Raw genomic sequence first — 15222 nt, 5'->3', positions numbered from 1 at the left:
GACCCTCGGCATCGGTTCGGGAGTCGTCGGCGCTCGGCCGGTCAGCGCGCCTCGGGCGTCACGGCAGGCCGCGGGGGCGAGGTGGAGCCGCGCACGACGAGGCTCGGCGCCGGCTCGGTGACCTTCACATGGCGCTCTACCGCCTGACCGTCCAGCAGGCGCATCGCGGTCTCGACCGCGGCCGCACCCATCTCGCGCAGCCCCAGCCGCACGACCGTCAGCGCCGGCTCGAGGTAGGCGGCGAACCGCATGTCGTGGAACCCGACGATCGAGAGCTCCTCCGGCACCTGGATCCCCAGCCCCTTCGCCCCGAGCAGCACGCCCACCGCGGCCTGGACGCTGTGCACGACGACGGCCGACGGCAGCGGGCCTCGAGCCACCAGCTCACGCAGCGCCTCCCGGCCGGTCTCCGGCTCGTGCCCGCCGTCGAGGACCCAACGCTCGTCCAGCTCGAGGCCGTGCTCGCGAAGGCCGGCGACGTGCCCGTCGATGCGGTCCGAGCCGCGGCGTGTCGCCCCGTCGAGGTGCAGGAGCCCGATGTCGCGGTGCCCCAGCCCGGCCAGGTGCTCCACCGCGAGCGCGCCGGCGGCGTACTCGTCCGCGCTGACGCTCTGGTAGTCGGCAGACCGTTCGTTGACCAGCACGGTCGGGATGCGCGCCGCCGCGTCCCGGGCGATCGCGGCGTCGGAGTCGTCCCCTGCGGGCAGCAGCAGCAACGCGTCGATCGCGCCGCTCGCCACGAAACGGCGAAAGGCCGCCGCGTCACGGTGCAGCTCGGCCGCGTCGGCGAGCATGAGGACGGAGTGGTGGGCGCTCAGGGCCTCCTGCGCACCCTTGATCACCTCGCCGTACACGGGATTGCTCAGATCGTGCACAGCCAGCCCGATCGCGCCCGCGCGGGACTCGCGGAGCGCCTTCGCCGCGTGGTGCGGGATGTACTCGAGCTCGGCCGCCGCGGCCAGCACGCGCTCACGCGTCTCGGGCCGTACCCGCAGCGATGTGTCGCCGTTGAGGATGCGCGACACCACGGCGTGTGTGACGCCCGCATGGCGCGCTACGTCCTTGATCGTCGGCACCCGTGGATCGTATCCGCCGACCGGTGACGTGGCCGGTGCCGCGGGGGTTCGCCCGGTCCCACCCGCCCGACGACCTCGGCGCGCGACGGCGCCCGTTCTCCGCCACTGTGGGGAGCGATAGCCGCGAGACCGACCGTCACCGGAGTCAGCCATGGACCACCGTCGTTCCACCCGCTCGCCGGCCCGTACCCGGATCGGGGCCGCCCTCGGTGCCGCCGCGCTGGTCGCCACGACCGCCGTCGTCGGCAGCACGGCCGCCACGACGACCGCGAGCGCCGACCCGCGCGACGACGTGAAGGTGCCCACCGCCGTCGGGTACGGCGGTGCGATCAGCACGGTGGACCCGGAGGCGAGCCGGGTGGGGCTGGACGTGCTGCGCAAGGGCGGCAACGCGGTGGACGCGGCGGTGGCGGCGGCCGCGGCGCTCGGGGTCACGGAGCCGTACAGCGCGGGGATCGGCGGCGGCGGGTACCTCGTCTACTACGACGCGCGCAGCGGCGAGGTGCACACGGTCGACGGCCGCGAGACCGCGCCGGGCGACATGCCGACGGACGCGTTCATCGACCCGGGGACGGGCCGGCCGTACCCGTTCACGCCGGACCTGGTGACGAGCGGCGTCTCCGTCGGCACGCCGGGCACGCCCGCCACGTGGGCGACGGCCTTGGACGAGTGGGGCACGTACTCGCTGAAGAAGGCGCTCAAGCCGGCGACGCAGCTGGCGCGGCGCGGGTTCGTCGTCGACCAGACGTTCCACGACCAGACGGCGTCGAACGCGGAGCGGTTCGCCGCGTTCCCCGACACGGCCGCGCTGTACCTGCCGGGCGGGGCGCCGCCCGCCGTCGGCAGCGTGTTCCGCAACCGCGACCTCGCGGACACGTACGACCTGCTCGCCAGGCACGGCACCGACGCCTTCTACCGTGGCCCGCTCGCGGCGGAGATGGCGGACGTCGTGCAGCACCCGCGCACCGACCCGGCCACGGACCTCCCCGTGCCGCCCGGGTACCTGGACGTCGCCGACCTGGCCGGCTACGAGGCCCTGCTGCAGGACCCGGCCGTCTCCGACTACCGCGACTTCGACGTGTACGGGATGGCGCCGTCGTCCAGCGGCGGCTCGACCGTGGGCGAGGCGCTGAACATCCTGGAGACGTTCGACCTGGCGGGCATGGACGACGCCGCCTACCTGCACCACTACCTCGAGGCGAGCGCCCTGGCGTTCGCCGACCGTGGCGCCTACGTGGGCGACCCGGCGTTCGTCGACGTCCCCCTCGACACGCTGCTCTCCGACGACTTCGCCGCCGAGCGCGCCTGCCTCCTCGACCCCGAGGTGGCCGCCGTGAAGCCGGTGGCCCCCGGCGACGTGAACGCCGACGACCCGGACTGCGGCGAGACCGTGGCGCCCGCGGACTCCGACACGGAGAACGTCTCCACCACCAACCTCACCGTCGTGGACCGCTGGGGCGACGTGGTCGAGTACACGCTGACGATCGAGCAGACGGGCGGGTCCGGGATGCTCGTGCCGGGCCGCGGCTTCCTGCTCAACAACGAGCTCACGGACTTCACCACCGTGTGGGCCCCCGACGACCCGAACCGCATCGAGCCGGGCAAGCGGCCACGGTCGTCGATCGCGCCGACGATCGTGCTGCGCGACGGCGAGCCGGTGCTCGCGCTCGGCTCCCCCGGCGGCTCCACGATCATCACGACGGTGCTGCAGACGCTCACCAACCACCTCGACCGCGGCATGCCCATCGGGGACGCGCTCGCGGCGCCGCGCGCGTCCCAGCGCAACACCGCGGCCGTGACGGCCGAGCCGGAGTTCATCGCCGCCTACGGCCCCGCGCTCGAGGCCCACGGGCACACCCTGGTGCCGTCGGGCGACCAGTTCACGTCCGCCGCCGAGATCGGCGCCGCCACCGCCATCCAGATCGGCGACGACGGGCTGCTCACCGCCGTCTCCGAGCCCCGCCGCCGCGGCGGCGGGGCGGCGATGGTGGTGCACCCGGCCGAGAGGTGACCGGCCGAGAGGTGACCGGCCGAGCGGGGCCGGGCGGGCAGGTCACCGCACGTGCGGCGGCTGCTTGTCTTGCCCGGTGAGCGTGCGGCGGTCGAGCTGACGCAGCTCGTCCGTCTCGCCGGCGCCGTCGGCCTTGACGCGGCCCACGCCCTCCCGCTGCCGCCGCCGCATGAGCCGCGACGTGCTCCACGACAGCACGACGACGAGGGCGACCCACAGCACCTGCAGCACCATCTCGACGCCGTCGTGGAGCGGCACGGTGAACAGCAGCACGGTGATCACCACCAGCACGCCGAGGCCCACGGCCAGCAGGGTTCCGGGTCGCGTGGTGCGCATGGGCCCACGGTATCGGGCGGGCGGCGCCGGCTCAGCCCGGGTGGACGGGAGCCGAGAAGATGAGGCGGACCTCGGTGCTCGTGTACCCGGCGCGGGCGAACGCCGCCGCCATCGGGTGGTTGGAGAGGTCGGTCGTGGCGGTGACGCGCTCCGCGCCGTCCGCGGCGTGGAAGCGGGTGATGGCCGCGAGGATCTCCCCCACGTACCCGCGCCCGCGCAGCTCCGGGACGACGCCGAGGTAGCCGACGTTGCGGGCGTAGGGCGTGGCCGACGGGATCGCGAGGCCGGCGAGCGCGCCGTCCGGGGTGTGCGCGAGGCGCCACCACTCCCGCTTCCCGGGCCGGTCGAGGTAGAACTCCAGGCTCTCGCGGGCGGTGGCCTCCGGCCCGTGGGCCGCCTCGCTCTCCAGCGTGTGCGCGTCGAGGGTGCCCTCCGCGACGCGGCGCATCGCCGCGAGGAACGCCTCGTCGTCCGGCTCGGGCGAGAACACCAGCCGCTCCGGGGCCGCGGGGAGCGGCGCCTCGGGCGTCCACTCGAACTGCAGCCGCTCGACCTCCACGGTCAGGCCCGCGCGGCGGGCGGCCTCCTGACGCCAGGCGACGGCCGCGACGTGCGCCGGGTCCTCCCGCCACCCGCCGGGCAGCTTCATGAGGTTGTACAGGGGCGGGGCGTCGGCGCCGGCCTCGAGGAAGGCCGCGTGCCCCGCGTCGAGGAGCCCGGCCGCGAGCGACGCGCGGTCGACGGCGGGCACGTCGTCGGCCACGGCGAGGCAGTCCAGCGCGAGCGGGTGCGCGCTGTCGCCCTGCCCCCACCAGAGGGCGCGGGCCAGGACCCGGCCGTCCGGGCCCCAGGCGGCCCAGGTCCACTCCGGCCGGTACTGCCGCTGGGCGGCCTCGGCCCGGTAGGCGTCGGCCGGCAGCCTCCACACCGGCTCGGAGGAGGTCAGCCCCAGGACCTGGTCCAGCTCGGCACCGGGGCCGGCACCGGGGCCGGCGACGGAGGACAGGCGGGGGAGGGCACTGCTCGGGGACATCGGGGCACCTTTCGGGCGCGGAGGCACTGGTCGCCGACACGCTGCCCGCACGACCGGGGGCGATCCTGCCAGGCCCGGGCGCCGCCCGACGCCCCCGCCCGCGGGCGGGGCCGGCTCAGCTCGCGCCGCGGACCAGGTCCGTCAGCTCGGCGAGGGTGCCGATGCGGTGGCGGGCGCCCGAGAAGTCCTGCGAGACCGTGAAGTCGTGGTGGACGACGGCGCAGTCGATGCCGGCGGCGACGGCGGACCGCAGGCCGCGGGCCGAGTCCTCCACGACCAGCGTCTCCTCCCGGGTGGCGCCGAAGCGCGCCAGGCCGGTGAGGTAGGGCTCCGGGTGCGGCTTGGCCTGCGCGTAGTCCTCGCGGGCGAGGACGAACTCCATGTGCCGCAGGATGTCGCGGTGGGAGTGGATCAGCTCGAGGTCCGCCCGCCGCGCCGTCGTCACGACGGCCATCCGCACGTGCCGGGACAGCTCGTCGAGGGCCTCGGCGACGCCGTCGATCTCGATGCGCTCGGTGCGCACGTACTCCTGGTAGTAGGCGTCGCGCGCCTCGCGCTGGCGGTCGATGGTCGCCTCGTCGACGCCCGCCGCCCGAGCCTGGGCCCAGGTGGGGTTGCCGTCGGCCATGTCGCGCAGGTACTGGTCCCGGTCCTGCGTGAAGCCGACGTCCGCGAGGGCCCGCTCCCCCGCGCGGAAGTACCAGGGCTCGGTGTCCACCAGCACGCCGTCGTGGTCGAAGAGGATGGTCGTCTTCACCCTCGTCATCCTGCCGCGGACCGCGTGGCCGCCTCCAGCAGCTCCAGGACATGGACGTAGTCGCGGCCGGTGGCGCGCGTCATGCCCATCTCGCAGGTGCGGTTGTTCGACACGTAGGCGTCCGCCCGGCCGCCCGCGAGGACCTCGGTCGCCTCGGCGTGCGTGGCGGCCGCGGTGAGCTCCGGGTGCAGCATCCCCCGGTCGCCGGCGAAGCCGCAGCACCCCCACGCGGCGGGCACGACCGCCTCGTCCGCGACGGCGGCCGCCACCGCGCGCAGGTCGTCCACGGCGCCGAGGTGCACCGTGGCGCACGTGGGGTGCACGACGACGCTGTCCTGCAACTCGATCTCGACCCCGCGCTCCGCGAGGGCCGGCAGCACGTCGGTGCGCACGAACGTCACGGCGTCGACGATGCGCAGCCGCGCGAACCGCTCGGCGTCCTCGCCAGCGAGGTGGTGCGGCGTCTCGACCAGGCCGTGCGTGCAGCTCGACGCGTCGCACACCACCGGCAGCTCGCCGCCGCGCGTCGCCGTCCACAGGGCGTCCAGCACCTGCCGCGCCATCCGCGCCGCGCCGTCGGGCAGGCCCTTGCTCACCCACGGCGTGCCGCAGCAGAGCCCGCCGATCCCCTCCGGGACGGCGAGGCCGATCCCGGCGCGCTCGCACAGGGTGCGGAAGGCGTGCTCCGCGCCGACGGCGCCGCCGTCGACCTCCGGGACACCCCGGGGCGCCGGCGCGAACAGCTCCCCCATGCACGACGCGAACAGCACGGCCCGGGGCGCGCCACCGTCGGCCGCCGGGAGGTCGTCGGCCTCGCGCCGGAGCCCGGGCCCGGGCAGGTCGTCGTCCACGCGGGGCACGACGTCCGTCCCGACGAGGCCGCGCGCCACCTCCGACGCCGCCCGCACGACCGGGGTCGGCACCTTCGCCGCGACGCCCAGCGCGCCGCGCAGCACGTCCACCACCGGCCCCCAGCTGCCCGCGAGCGCCTCGCCGCCCTTCTGCACGAGGGCGGGGTTGGACCGCGCGCGGTGCCCCTTCATCACGACGCCCGTGTCGATGCCCACCGGGCAGGCCTCGACGCACATCGAGTCCGCCGCGCAGGTCTGCACGCCCCAGTACTCGTACGCGCGCTGCAGCTCCTCCCGCTCCTCCGGCGGCGCCACGGCCAGCTCCTTGAGGAGGGCGATGCGCTGGCGGGGAGTCGTCGTGACGGTGCGCGAGGGGCAGCCGGGCTCGCAGTAGCCGCACTCCACGCAGCGGTCCACGAGCGCGGCGTCCTCGCCGCCGGCCGACGCCTCCACCTTGAGGTCGCGCAGGTGCTCGGTCGGGTCGTCGGTGATGACGACGCCCGGGTTGAGCACGTTCCGCGGGTCGAACAGGCGCTTGATCTCGCGCATCACGGCGTACAGGTCGTCGCCGTACTGGCGGTGCACGAACGGCGCCATGATGCGGCCCGTGCCGTGCTCGGCCTTGAGGGAGCCGCCGTGGCCGAGCACGAGGTCCACGAGGTCGTCGCTGAACGCCGCGTACCGGTCCAGCTCGGCCGCGTCGCCCAGGCGCGGCGAGATCATGAAGTGCAGGTTGCCGTCCTTCGCGTGCCCGAAGGTCACCGCCTCGTCGTTGAGGGTGCCGTCGTACCCGTGCCGGGCGAACAGGCCCCCCAGGTCGCGGACGGTGGCGGTCAGGTCGGGGACGGGGACGACGACGTCCTCCAGCAGCGCCGTCGCCCCGGCCGGCCGCGCGCCCGCGACCGCCGTGTACAGGCCCTTGCGCACCCGCCACAGGCGCTCGCGGGTGGCGGGGTCGGTCGTGAGGGTGGCGGGAAGCTCCAGCGCGAGCCCGTCGACGACCGCGCGGGCGGCGTCCTGCAGGGGCGCCAGGCCCTCGTCCGTGGCGGCGCGGTACTCCACGAGCAGCGCCGTCTGGCCGGTGATGCCCGCGCCCTGGCCGAGGGCCCGCATCGACGGGTCGGCCTTCGGGTCGGCGGCGGCCACGCGCAGCGAGGCCGCGTCCATGAGCTCGATCGCCTCCGCGCCCGTCGCGCCGAGCGGCACCAGCGCGTCCGTGGCGCGCTCCAGCGAGTCCATGACCAGCAGCGTCGTCGCCACCTTGGTCAGCAGCGGCACGGTGCGGAACGTGACGTCCGCGACCCAGCCGAGCGTGCCCTCCGACCCCACCAGCAGGTGCTCGAGGATCTTCACCGGGGTGTCGTGGTCGAGCAGCGCGTTCACCGAGTAGCCCATGGTGTTCTTCATCGCGAACTGCCGCTCCACCTCGGCGCGCATCGCGGTGCTCGACCGCACGCGGTCCCGCAGCGCCGCCAGGCCGTGGTGCAGGTCCGGCTCGAGCGCCGCCAGCCGCTCGTCCGCGTCCGCGGCGCCCGTGTCGACGACCGTGCCGCCGGCCAGCACCACCGTCATCGACTCGACCGTGCGGTACGCCGTGCGGGTGGTGCCCGAGGACATCCCGGACGAGTTGTTCGCCACCACTCCCCCGACCGTGCACGCGATCTCGCTCGCCGGGTCCGGCCCCAGGCGCCGCCCGTGCCGGGCCAGGTGCCCGTTCACCAGCCGCAGCGTCGCGCCCGGCTGGCAGCGCACCCGCTCGCCGCCGTCCAGCACCTCCACGCGCGTGAACCGCGTGCGCGTGTCGATCAGCATGCCCGCGCCCGACGCCTGCCCCGACAGGCTCGTGCCCCCCGAGCGGAACGTCACCGGCAGCCCGCGCCGGCTCGCCTCGCGCATCGCCGCGACCACGCCGTCCAGACCGTCCGCGCGCGCCACAGCCTCCGGGCGCAGCAGGTAGTGCGACGCGTCGTGGGCGTGCGCCACCCGGCTGAGCAGGTCCGTGCGCAGCTCGTAGCCCGCACCCTCCTCGCGGGGTCGTGGGCGCCGCATGCCGCCGGTCGTGGGTCGTGCCGTCATCCCCGCACCTCCGTGAGCCTCCCTGGCAACGATGCCTCGCCGTCCGCGGGTCCGCCGGGCGGGAGCCGCGCCCCCGCCCCGTCCGCGGCCAGCGTCGCGAGCCTCCGACGCCGTCCCTCGACGCTCGACTCCCTTCCCGCGTGCACCCGGTTCGTCAGGAGCACCGCCGACGCGCCCGTCGCGAGGTCGACGACGAACGACGTCCCCGTGAACCCGGCGTGGCCCACCTGGTCACCGGAAGCCATGAACGCCGGGTCGCCGCGGCGCAGGCCGAGCGCCTGACCCCAGGGCGCCCCCGCCCGTCGCGCGCCGGCGTCGGGCTCGACGAGGCCGCGCCACCCGTCCTCGCTCACCACCTGGCTGCCGCCCGCCGCGCCCCGGTCCGCGACCAGCCGCGCCAGGCGGGCCACGTCGTCGAGCGTGCCGAACAGACCGGCGTTCCCCACGGGACGGCCGGCGGCGGCCGCCAGCTCGTCGTGCACCCGGCCGGTGGGCGTGCCCCGCTCGGTGGGCACGACGTCCACCTCTCCGGGCCGGCCGGGCCGTGCGCCCACCGGCGACCAGCGGAGCCCCGTGGCGCCGATCGGCTCCCCCACGCGCCGGAGCACCAGGCGGTCGAGCCGTTCCCCCGTCAGCTCCTCGAGCAACCGGCCGAGGGTCACGTAGCCCAGGCAGGAGTACCGGTGCACCGCGCCGGGCGGCGCGACCGGAGCGCCGAGCGCGTCGGCGAGAACGGCGTCCGGGTCGGCCGTGCCACGCCACGCGAGCGACGTCGGCCGCAGGCCCGCGCAGTGGGTCAGCAGGTGGCGGGCGGTGGCGCCGGCCGCCGCGGAGGGCACGTCCAGCGTCTCGCGGACGGGCGCGTCGAGATCGAGCAGCCCGTCGTCGACGACGGTGGCGGCCGCGACCGCGACGAAGGCCTTCGTCACCGAGGCGAGGTCGAACAGGCTCCCGACGTGCGTCTCCCCCGGGCCGGCCGGGCCGTCGGCGACCGCCCGCGCCGTGCCCGCCGGCGTGGTGAGGAGGGCGGCGGCGGACGACCACCCCTCGTCGGCCGTGCGTCCGTCGAGGAGCGCCCTGTCGGGCGGAAGGTGCGGCGAGGTCGGCACGGGGGCTCCGTCCAGGTCGACGACGACCGGTTGCGACAGCTGCTGGCAGATTTCTTCATACCGTACTAGGCCACCGGCAAGAGTCTTCATCCCGTGAGGCTGCGGCAGCGGCCGCGAGACGCCGGCGTCCGGACGGGACGGCAGCCTGCCGGGCTACCGGGTGGCGTCGGCGCCCTCGAGCGTGCCGGCCAGCGCGTGCACGATGCGCACGTCGCCGTCGAGCCAGTCGACGTCGAGCAGGTCGTCGTGACCCAGCCAGCGCAGCTCGTCGTGCTCCACGAGGGGTGCGGGGTCGCCGTCGGTCACGACGGCGAGCCAGAGCCGCAGCAGGTGGCGGTCGGTGATGACCCAGCCGCCGTCGTCGGGGCCGGACACCTCGTCGCCGAGCTCCACGCTCACGCCGAGCTCCTCCTGCAGCTCGCGGTGCAGCGCCTCGACCGGCGTCTCCCCCGGGTCGACCTTGCCGCCGGGGAACTCCCACCGGCCGACCAGGTGCGCCGGACGGCTCCGCCGGGCCGCGAGCAGGCGGGCGGGGCGGTCGAGGTCGTCGACGATCGCGGCGGCGACCACGAGGCGGCGTGCAGTCATGGCCAGAGTCTTTCATCCGGCCCCGGACGTGCGAGAGCCCCGCACCGACGACCTCCCCTGTCGTCGGGCGGGGCCCGCACCACCCGACCTCAGCTGATGCCGAGACCTGCCTGTCGCGCCCATGCGACGGCCTCGGCCCGGCTGGAGACGCCGATCTTGCGGTACACGCTGCGAACCTGCGACTTCACGGTGTTACGGGTGACGAACAGCTTGGTCGCGATCTGCTCGAGGGTGACGTCCTCGGACAGGTTGGAAAGGACCACTCGCTCGCGGCGTGTCAGCAGACGGGACGTCGTGGGACCGGTCAGTTCGATGGTGCTCATCGTTCTTCCTCCTCGACGGCCGCCGACCGATGGTCGACCAGGGGAAGCCGTCATGGATAAGGAAGAGGAGGCGAGGCGGTCATGACGCAGATTTCTGCGGATTGTTGCCGCCGGACGACGACGACGGCCGGCCCCGCCCCTCGGTGAGGCGAGGCCGGCCGTGTTGTCGCAGGTCAGCGCGGTTATCCCAGGCAATCAACGCATTTCGGGCCCGAATGTCACGATTCGGTCACGGAAATCGGGAAAGCGTCAGCCCGCCTGGGCGGCGTACTCGTCGGCCGTGAGCAGGGCCCCACGAGCGGTCACGTCGACCTTGAAGAGCCACCCCTCGCCGAACGGGTCGGCGTTCACCACGGCCGGGTCGTCCACCGCGGACTGGTTGACCTCGACCACGGTGCCGCTCACGGGCGAGTACAGCTCCGAGACCGACTTGGTGGACTCGATCTCGCCGACGACGGAGCCCGCCTCGATCGTCGCGCCCACCTCCGGCAGCTCGAGGTAGACGACGTCGCCCAGCGCGTCGGCGGCGACGGACGTGACGCCGATGGTGGCGGGAGACGCGTCGTCCACCCACTCGTGCTCGGCGGAGTACCGGAGGTTCTCGGGGAAGTCGGCCATGGGACTGCTCCTTCGGGGATCTTCAGCGGGTAGGACGGGACGCGACGAGGACGATCGTCCTACGCCCTCTTGTAGAACGGCAGCCGGACGACGACGAACGGCTCGGCGCGGCCGCGGACGTCGACGGCGAGCTCCGTGCCCTCGGCGGACACCTCGGGCGTCACGTACGCCATGGCGACCGGGTAGCCGAGGGTCGGCGACGGCGCGCCCGACGTCACGTGGCCGACGACGGCGCCCACGGCACCGTCGAGGCCGCGCTGCACGACGTCGTACCCGGCGCGGGCGGGGCGGCGGCCCTCGCCGCGCAGACCCACGAGGACGCGCGCCGGCTCGCTCTGGGCGCGCGCGGCCAGGGCGGCACGGCCCACGAACGGCAGCGGCTCGCCGTCGGCGCCGGTCTTGTCGAGCTTCACGACCCGCCCCAGCCCCGCCTCGAACGGCGTGGTGGACTCGTCCAGCTCGTGCCCGTACAGCGGCATGCCCGCCTCGAGGCGCAGGGAGTCGCGCGCGGAGAGGCCGGCCGGGACCAGGCCCCGCCCCTCCCCCGCCGCGAGCAGCGCCCGCCACAGCTCGACGGCCTGGCCGGCGGGAACGAACAGCTCGAAGCCGTCCTCCCCCGTGTACCCGGTGCGGGCCAGGAGCACCGCGATCCCGGCCACCGTGGCCGGCGCGGAGGCGTAGTACCTCATGGAGCGGACCGTCTCGACGTCGTCCGCGGCCGTGAGGGAGGCGACGATCTCCTCCGCGCGCGGGCCCTGCACCGCGACCAGGGCCGTCTCGGCGGACCGGTCGGTGACGGTCGTGTCGAACCCGGCGGTCCGCGCGACCAGCTCCGCCGCGACGCGCGGCGCGTTGCCCGCGTTCGCGACGACGAGGAAGTGCTCGTCCGCCAGGCGGTACACGATGAGGTCGTCGAGGACGGCACCGTCCTCGGCGCAGATCATCGAGTACCGCGCCCGGCCGACGCCGATCGCGCTCGCGTTGCCCACGAGGGCGAGGTCCAGCGCGGCGCCCGACTCCGGGCCCTCGAGGTGGATCTCCCCCATGTGCGACAGGTCGAACAGCCCCGCGGCCGCGCGCACCGCGCGGTGCTCGGCCAGGTCGGAGGTGTAGCGCAGCGGCATCAGCCACCCGCCGAACCCGGTGAGGCTCGCGCCCAGCGCGACGTGCTCGTCGTGCAGGGGCGTCGTCTTGTCCTGCGTCGTGTCCTGCTGGTCCTCGGCCATCGAGGCTCCCTTCGGTGTGTCCCGGGTCGAGTGGTGTGGGCGCTCAGAGAGCGGCGGGCTCCGCGTACGACTCCAGCGGCGGGCAGGCGCACACGAGGTTGCGGTCGCCCTTGGCGCCGTCGATGCGGCGCACCGGCGACCAGTACTTCCCGGCCCGCAGGCTCGGCAGCGGGAACGCCGCCAGGTCGCGGGAGTAGGGGTGCGCCCACTCGTCGGTCATGAGGCTCGCCGCGGTGTGCGGGGCGTGGCGCAGCGGCGAGTCGTCCGGCGTCCACTCCCCCGCCGCGACGCGGTCGATCTCGGCGCGGATGGCGATCATCGCGTCGACGAAGCGGTCCAGCTCGGCGAGGTCCTCGCTCTCGGTGGGCTCCACCATGAGCGTGCCCGCCACCGGGAACGACATCGTCGGGGCGTGGAAGCCGTAGTCGATGAGGCGCTTCGCCACGTCCTCGGCCGTCACGCCCGTCTCGGCGGTCAGCGGGCGCAGGTCGAGGATGCACTCGTGCGCCACCAGGCCGTTCTCGCCGGTGTACAGGACCGGGAAGTACGGGTCGAGGCGCGACGCCACGTAGTTCGCGGTGAGGACGGCGGCCTTCGACGCCTCGGTGAGGCCGTCCGGGCCCATCAGCGCGAGGTACGCGTACGAGATCGGCAGGATGCCCGCCGACCCGTGCGGCGCGGCGCTCACCGGCGCGATCCCCTCCTGCGCGCCGGCGCCCGGCGTCGGGTCCGCCGGGAGGAACGGCACCAGGTGCTCCGCCACCGCGACCGGGCCCACGCCCGGGCCGCCGCCGCCGTGCGGGATGCAGAACGTCTTGTGCAGGTTCAGGTGCGAGACGTCGCCGCCGAACTCCCCCGGCCGCGCCAGCCCGACCAGGGCGTTGAGGTTCGCGCCGTCGATGTACACCTGACCACCGGCACCGTGTACAAGATCGCAGACCTCGCGGACGTGCTCCTCGTAGACGCCGTGCGTCGACGGGTACGTGATCATGATCCCCGCCACCTGCGAGCCGTGGTCCGTGAGCTTCGCGCGCAGGTCGTCGAGCTGGATCTCGCCGTCGTCCGCCGTCGCCACCACCACCACGCGCAGGCCCGCCAGGGCCGCCGACGCCGCGTTCGTGCCGTGCGCCGACGCCGGGATCAGCACGATGTCGCGGTGCTCGTCGCCGCGCGACCGGTGGTACCCCTTGATCGCGAGCAGGCCGGCGAACTCGCCCTGCGACCCCGCGTTCGGCTGCACGGAGACCGCCGCGTACCCCGTGATCTCCGCGAGCTGCGCCTCGAGCGTCGAGACCAGCTCCGCGTAGCCCAGCGCCTGGTCGGCCGGCACGTACGGGTGGATGTCCGCGAAGCCGGGCCAGCTGATGGCCTCCATCTCCGCCGTCGCGTTGAGCTTCATCGTGCACGAGCCCAGCGGGATCATCGTGCGGTCCAGCGCCAGGTCCTTGTCGCTCAGCGCCCGCAGGTAGCGGAGCATCGACGTCTCGCTGCGGTGGACGTGGAAGATGGGGTGCTGGAGGTACTGGGTCGTTCGGGTGACGGCCGCGGGGAGCTCGGAAACCCCTCGCGCGGACGCGTTCACGGGCGCCAGGGCGCCCTCCACTTCGGGAAGTTCTACGTCCGCGCGAGGGGTTTCCGAGCTCCCCGCTCCGTTCGTCGCCTCGCTTCCCTGGCCGGTGACGGCGGCGAGGACTGCGGCGACGTCGGACGGTGTGGTCGTCTCGTCGCAGGCGATCTGTACATGGTCGGCGTCCGCCTTGTACAGGTTGTAGCCCGCGTCCGCGGCGGCCGTGACCACCTGCTGCGCGCGGCCCGGGACGACGGCGCGGACGGTGTCGAAGAAGACGTCGTGCTCGACGGCGGTCCCCGCCGCGCGCAGGCCGGCCGCGACGGCGGCGGCGCGGGCGTGGGTGCGCTCGGCGATCGCGCGCAGGCCGTCGGGGCCGTGGTAGACGGCGTACATCGAGGCCACGATCGCCAGCAGCGCCTGGGCGGTGCAGATGTTGCTCGTCGCCTTCTCGCGGCGGATGTGCTGCTCGCGGGTGGCCAGCGCGAGGCGCAGGCCCACGGCGCCGTCGGCGTCGGTCGAGACGCCGACCAGGCGGCCCGGGAGCTGCCGCTCGAGGCCCCGGCGGACGGCCATGAACGCCGCGTGCGGACCGCCGTAGAAGAGGGGGACGCCGAAGCGCTGCGCCGAGCCGACCGCGACGTCCGCGCCCAGCTCGCCGGGGGAGGTCAGCAGCGTCAGGGCCAGCAGGTCGGCGGCCACGGTGACCAGCGCGCCGCGCTCCTTGGCCTCCGCGACCAGGTCGCGCGCGTCCAGCACGCGCCCCGACGCGCCGGCCTGCTGCACGACCACGCCGACCAGGTCGCCCTCGGGCAGGGTGCCGCCCGCCGCGACGACCGCGTCGAGGCCCGCCGCGAGGCCGCCGTCGAGGCCCGCCACGACGACGGGCAGCCCGATGGCCTCCGCGCGCCCGCGGGTCACGGCCAGGCTCTGCGGGAACAGGTCGGCGTCGAGCACCACGTACCCGCTCTTCGCGCGCGAGGCGCGCCACATGAGGGCGACGGCCTCGGCGACGGCGGTCGCCTCGTCGAGCAGGGAAGCCCCCGCGATCCCCAGGCCCGTGAGGTCCTCGACGGCCTGCTGGAAATTGAGGAGCGCCTCGAGCCGGCCCTGCGAGATCTCCGGCTGGTACGGCGTGTACGCCGTGTACCAGGCGGGCGCCTCGAGCACGTTGCGGCGGATCACCGGGGGAGTGGTGGTGCCGTAGTAGCCGAGGCCGATCATCTGGCGCTTGACCTGGTTCTTGCCCGCGAGGTCGCGCAGGTGCGCCAGCACCTCGGCCTCGGAGCGGGCGGCGGGCAGGTCGAGCGGGCGGTCCGCGCGGATCGACTTCGGGACGGCGGCGTCGACGAGCGCGTCGAGGTCGGCGTGGCCGAGCTGCTCCAGCATCGCGGCGACCTCGCGGCCCCGCGGGCCGATGTGCCGGTCGGCGAAGACGTCCGGGTCGACGCCGGTGCCCTGCGAGGGTGAGTCGTGCGGGGTGGTGGTCACGTCGGACGCTCCGAAGGTCGGGCCGGGGCAGGCGGGGGACGGGCAGGTCCTCCCCGCTCTGTCATCCGACGCGCACACGTCGACCTGAGAGTTTTGCCGGTCCGCCATGGCGTCGTCGCAGGCGTGGCCTGCGACGTCGACGGGGCGCGCCGACTTGCAC

General features: G+C 74.9%; 12 protein-coding genes. 1 reads left to right on the top strand and 11 read right to left on the bottom strand.

The genetic code is table 11. The annotated features are described in order from the left end of the window. Nucleotides 1-41: 41 nt before the first annotated feature. Complete coding sequence (locus ACFU5J_RS02285; protein ID WP_430577667.1) at nt 42-1076, bottom strand: LacI family DNA-binding transcriptional regulator; 1035 nt, start codon at nt 1074-1076, stop codon at nt 42-44. A gap of 151 nt (nt 1077-1227) precedes the next feature. On the opposite strand from ACFU5J_RS02285, the gene ggt reads away from it, so the two are divergent. Then, nucleotides 1228-3087, top strand: a complete 1860-nt coding sequence (ggt, locus tag ACFU5J_RS02280) for a gamma-glutamyltransferase (RefSeq protein WP_430577666.1) — start codon at nt 1228-1230, stop codon at nt 3085-3087. 42 nt (nt 3088-3129) lie between these two features. Here the strand turns inward: ggt and ACFU5J_RS02275 are convergent, their stop codons facing one another. The 10 genes from ACFU5J_RS02275 to gcvP form a co-directional block, all read right to left on the bottom strand. Further along, nucleotides 3130-3423, bottom strand: a complete 294-nt coding sequence (locus ACFU5J_RS02275) for a hypothetical protein (protein ID WP_430573669.1) — start codon at nt 3421-3423, stop codon at nt 3130-3132. Nucleotides 3424-3454: 31 nt separating this feature from the next. Further along, nucleotides 3455-4456, bottom strand: a complete 1002-nt coding sequence (locus ACFU5J_RS02270; RefSeq protein WP_430577665.1) for a GNAT family N-acetyltransferase — start codon at nt 4454-4456, stop codon at nt 3455-3457. A 115-nt stretch (nt 4457-4571) separates the two neighbouring features. Beyond that, nucleotides 4572-5213, bottom strand: coding sequence for an HAD family hydrolase (locus ACFU5J_RS02265; RefSeq protein WP_430577664.1), 642 nt, complete (start codon nt 5211-5213; stop codon nt 4572-4574). 5 nt (nt 5214-5218) lie between these two features. After that, nucleotides 5219-8140: an FAD-binding and (Fe-S)-binding domain-containing protein gene (locus ACFU5J_RS02260; RefSeq protein ID WP_430577663.1), complete on the bottom strand. Its 2922-nt coding sequence runs from the start codon at nt 8138-8140 to the stop codon at nt 5219-5221. Further along, nucleotides 8137-9339, bottom strand: a complete 1203-nt coding sequence (locus tag ACFU5J_RS02255) for a serine hydrolase domain-containing protein (protein ID WP_430577662.1) — start codon at nt 9337-9339, stop codon at nt 8137-8139. The genes ACFU5J_RS02260 and ACFU5J_RS02255 overlap by 4 nt, the downstream gene beginning before the upstream one ends. Before the next feature lie 63 nt (nt 9340-9402). Continuing rightward, nucleotides 9403-9837 (bottom strand): NUDIX domain-containing protein, encoded by a 435-nt coding sequence (locus ACFU5J_RS02250; protein WP_430577661.1) that lies wholly within the window; start codon nt 9835-9837, stop codon nt 9403-9405. A gap of 89 nt (nt 9838-9926) precedes the next feature. Next, nucleotides 9927-10160: a LuxR C-terminal-related transcriptional regulator gene (locus ACFU5J_RS02245; protein WP_430573663.1), complete on the bottom strand. Its 234-nt coding sequence runs from the start codon at nt 10158-10160 to the stop codon at nt 9927-9929. A gap of 249 nt (nt 10161-10409) precedes the next feature. Then, nucleotides 10410-10778 carry a glycine cleavage system protein GcvH gene (gene gcvH, locus ACFU5J_RS02240; RefSeq protein WP_430573662.1) on the bottom strand — a complete coding sequence of 123 codons (369 nt, stop codon included), beginning with the start codon at nt 10776-10778 and terminating at the stop codon, nt 10410-10412. 59 nt (nt 10779-10837) lie between these two features. Further along, on the bottom strand, nt 10838-12004 hold the full coding sequence (gene gcvT, locus ACFU5J_RS02235) for a glycine cleavage system aminomethyltransferase GcvT (protein WP_430573661.1): 1167 nt from the start codon (nt 12002-12004) through the stop codon (nt 10838-10840). 43 nt (nt 12005-12047) lie between these two features. Next, on the bottom strand, nt 12048-14960 hold the full coding sequence (gene gcvP / locus ACFU5J_RS02230; RefSeq protein WP_430577759.1) for an aminomethyl-transferring glycine dehydrogenase: 2913 nt from the start codon (nt 14958-14960) through the stop codon (nt 12048-12050). Nucleotides 14961-15222 lie beyond the last annotated feature (262 nt).

The organism is Isoptericola sp. NPDC057559 (genome assembly GCF_042801555.1).
Classification (GTDB): Bacteria; Actinomycetota; Actinomycetes; order Actinomycetales; family Cellulomonadaceae; genus Isoptericola.
The sequence above is the reverse complement of the archived record's forward strand: the minus strand, read 5'-3'. Positions and strand labels throughout refer to the sequence as shown.

What these genes read in the sequence shown, in the direction of transcription:
- ACFU5J_RS02255 (WP_430577662.1), bottom strand. Translation starts at nt 9,339, where the DNA reads ATGAAGACTCTTGCCGGTGGCCTAGTACGGTATGAAGAAATCTGCCAG.
- gcvH (WP_430573662.1), bottom strand. Translation starts at nt 10,778, where the DNA reads ATGGCCGACTTCCCCGAGAACCTCCGGTACTCCGCCGAGCACGAGTGG.
- ggt (WP_430577666.1), top strand. Translation starts at nt 1,228, where the DNA reads ATGGACCACCGTCGTTCCACCCGCTCGCCGGCCCGTACCCGGATCGGG.
- ACFU5J_RS02275 (WP_430573669.1), bottom strand. Translation starts at nt 3,423, where the DNA reads ATGCGCACCACGCGACCCGGAACCCTGCTGGCCGTGGGCCTCGGCGTG.
- gcvT (WP_430573661.1), bottom strand. Translation starts at nt 12,004, where the DNA reads ATGGCCGAGGACCAGCAGGACACGACGCAGGACAAGACGACGCCCCTG.
- ACFU5J_RS02270 (WP_430577665.1), bottom strand. Translation starts at nt 4,456, where the DNA reads ATGTCCCCGAGCAGTGCCCTCCCCCGCCTGTCCTCCGTCGCCGGCCCC.
- ACFU5J_RS02260 (WP_430577663.1), bottom strand. Translation starts at nt 8,140, where the DNA reads ATGACGGCACGACCCACGACCGGCGGCATGCGGCGCCCACGACCCCGC.
- gcvP (WP_430577759.1), bottom strand. Translation starts at nt 14,960, where the DNA reads ATGCTGGAGCAGCTCGGCCACGCCGACCTCGACGCGCTCGTCGACGCC.
- ACFU5J_RS02250 (WP_430577661.1), bottom strand. Translation starts at nt 9,837, where the DNA reads ATGACTGCACGCCGCCTCGTGGTCGCCGCCGCGATCGTCGACGACCTC.
- ACFU5J_RS02245 (WP_430573663.1), bottom strand. Translation starts at nt 10,160, where the DNA reads ATGAGCACCATCGAACTGACCGGTCCCACGACGTCCCGTCTGCTGACA.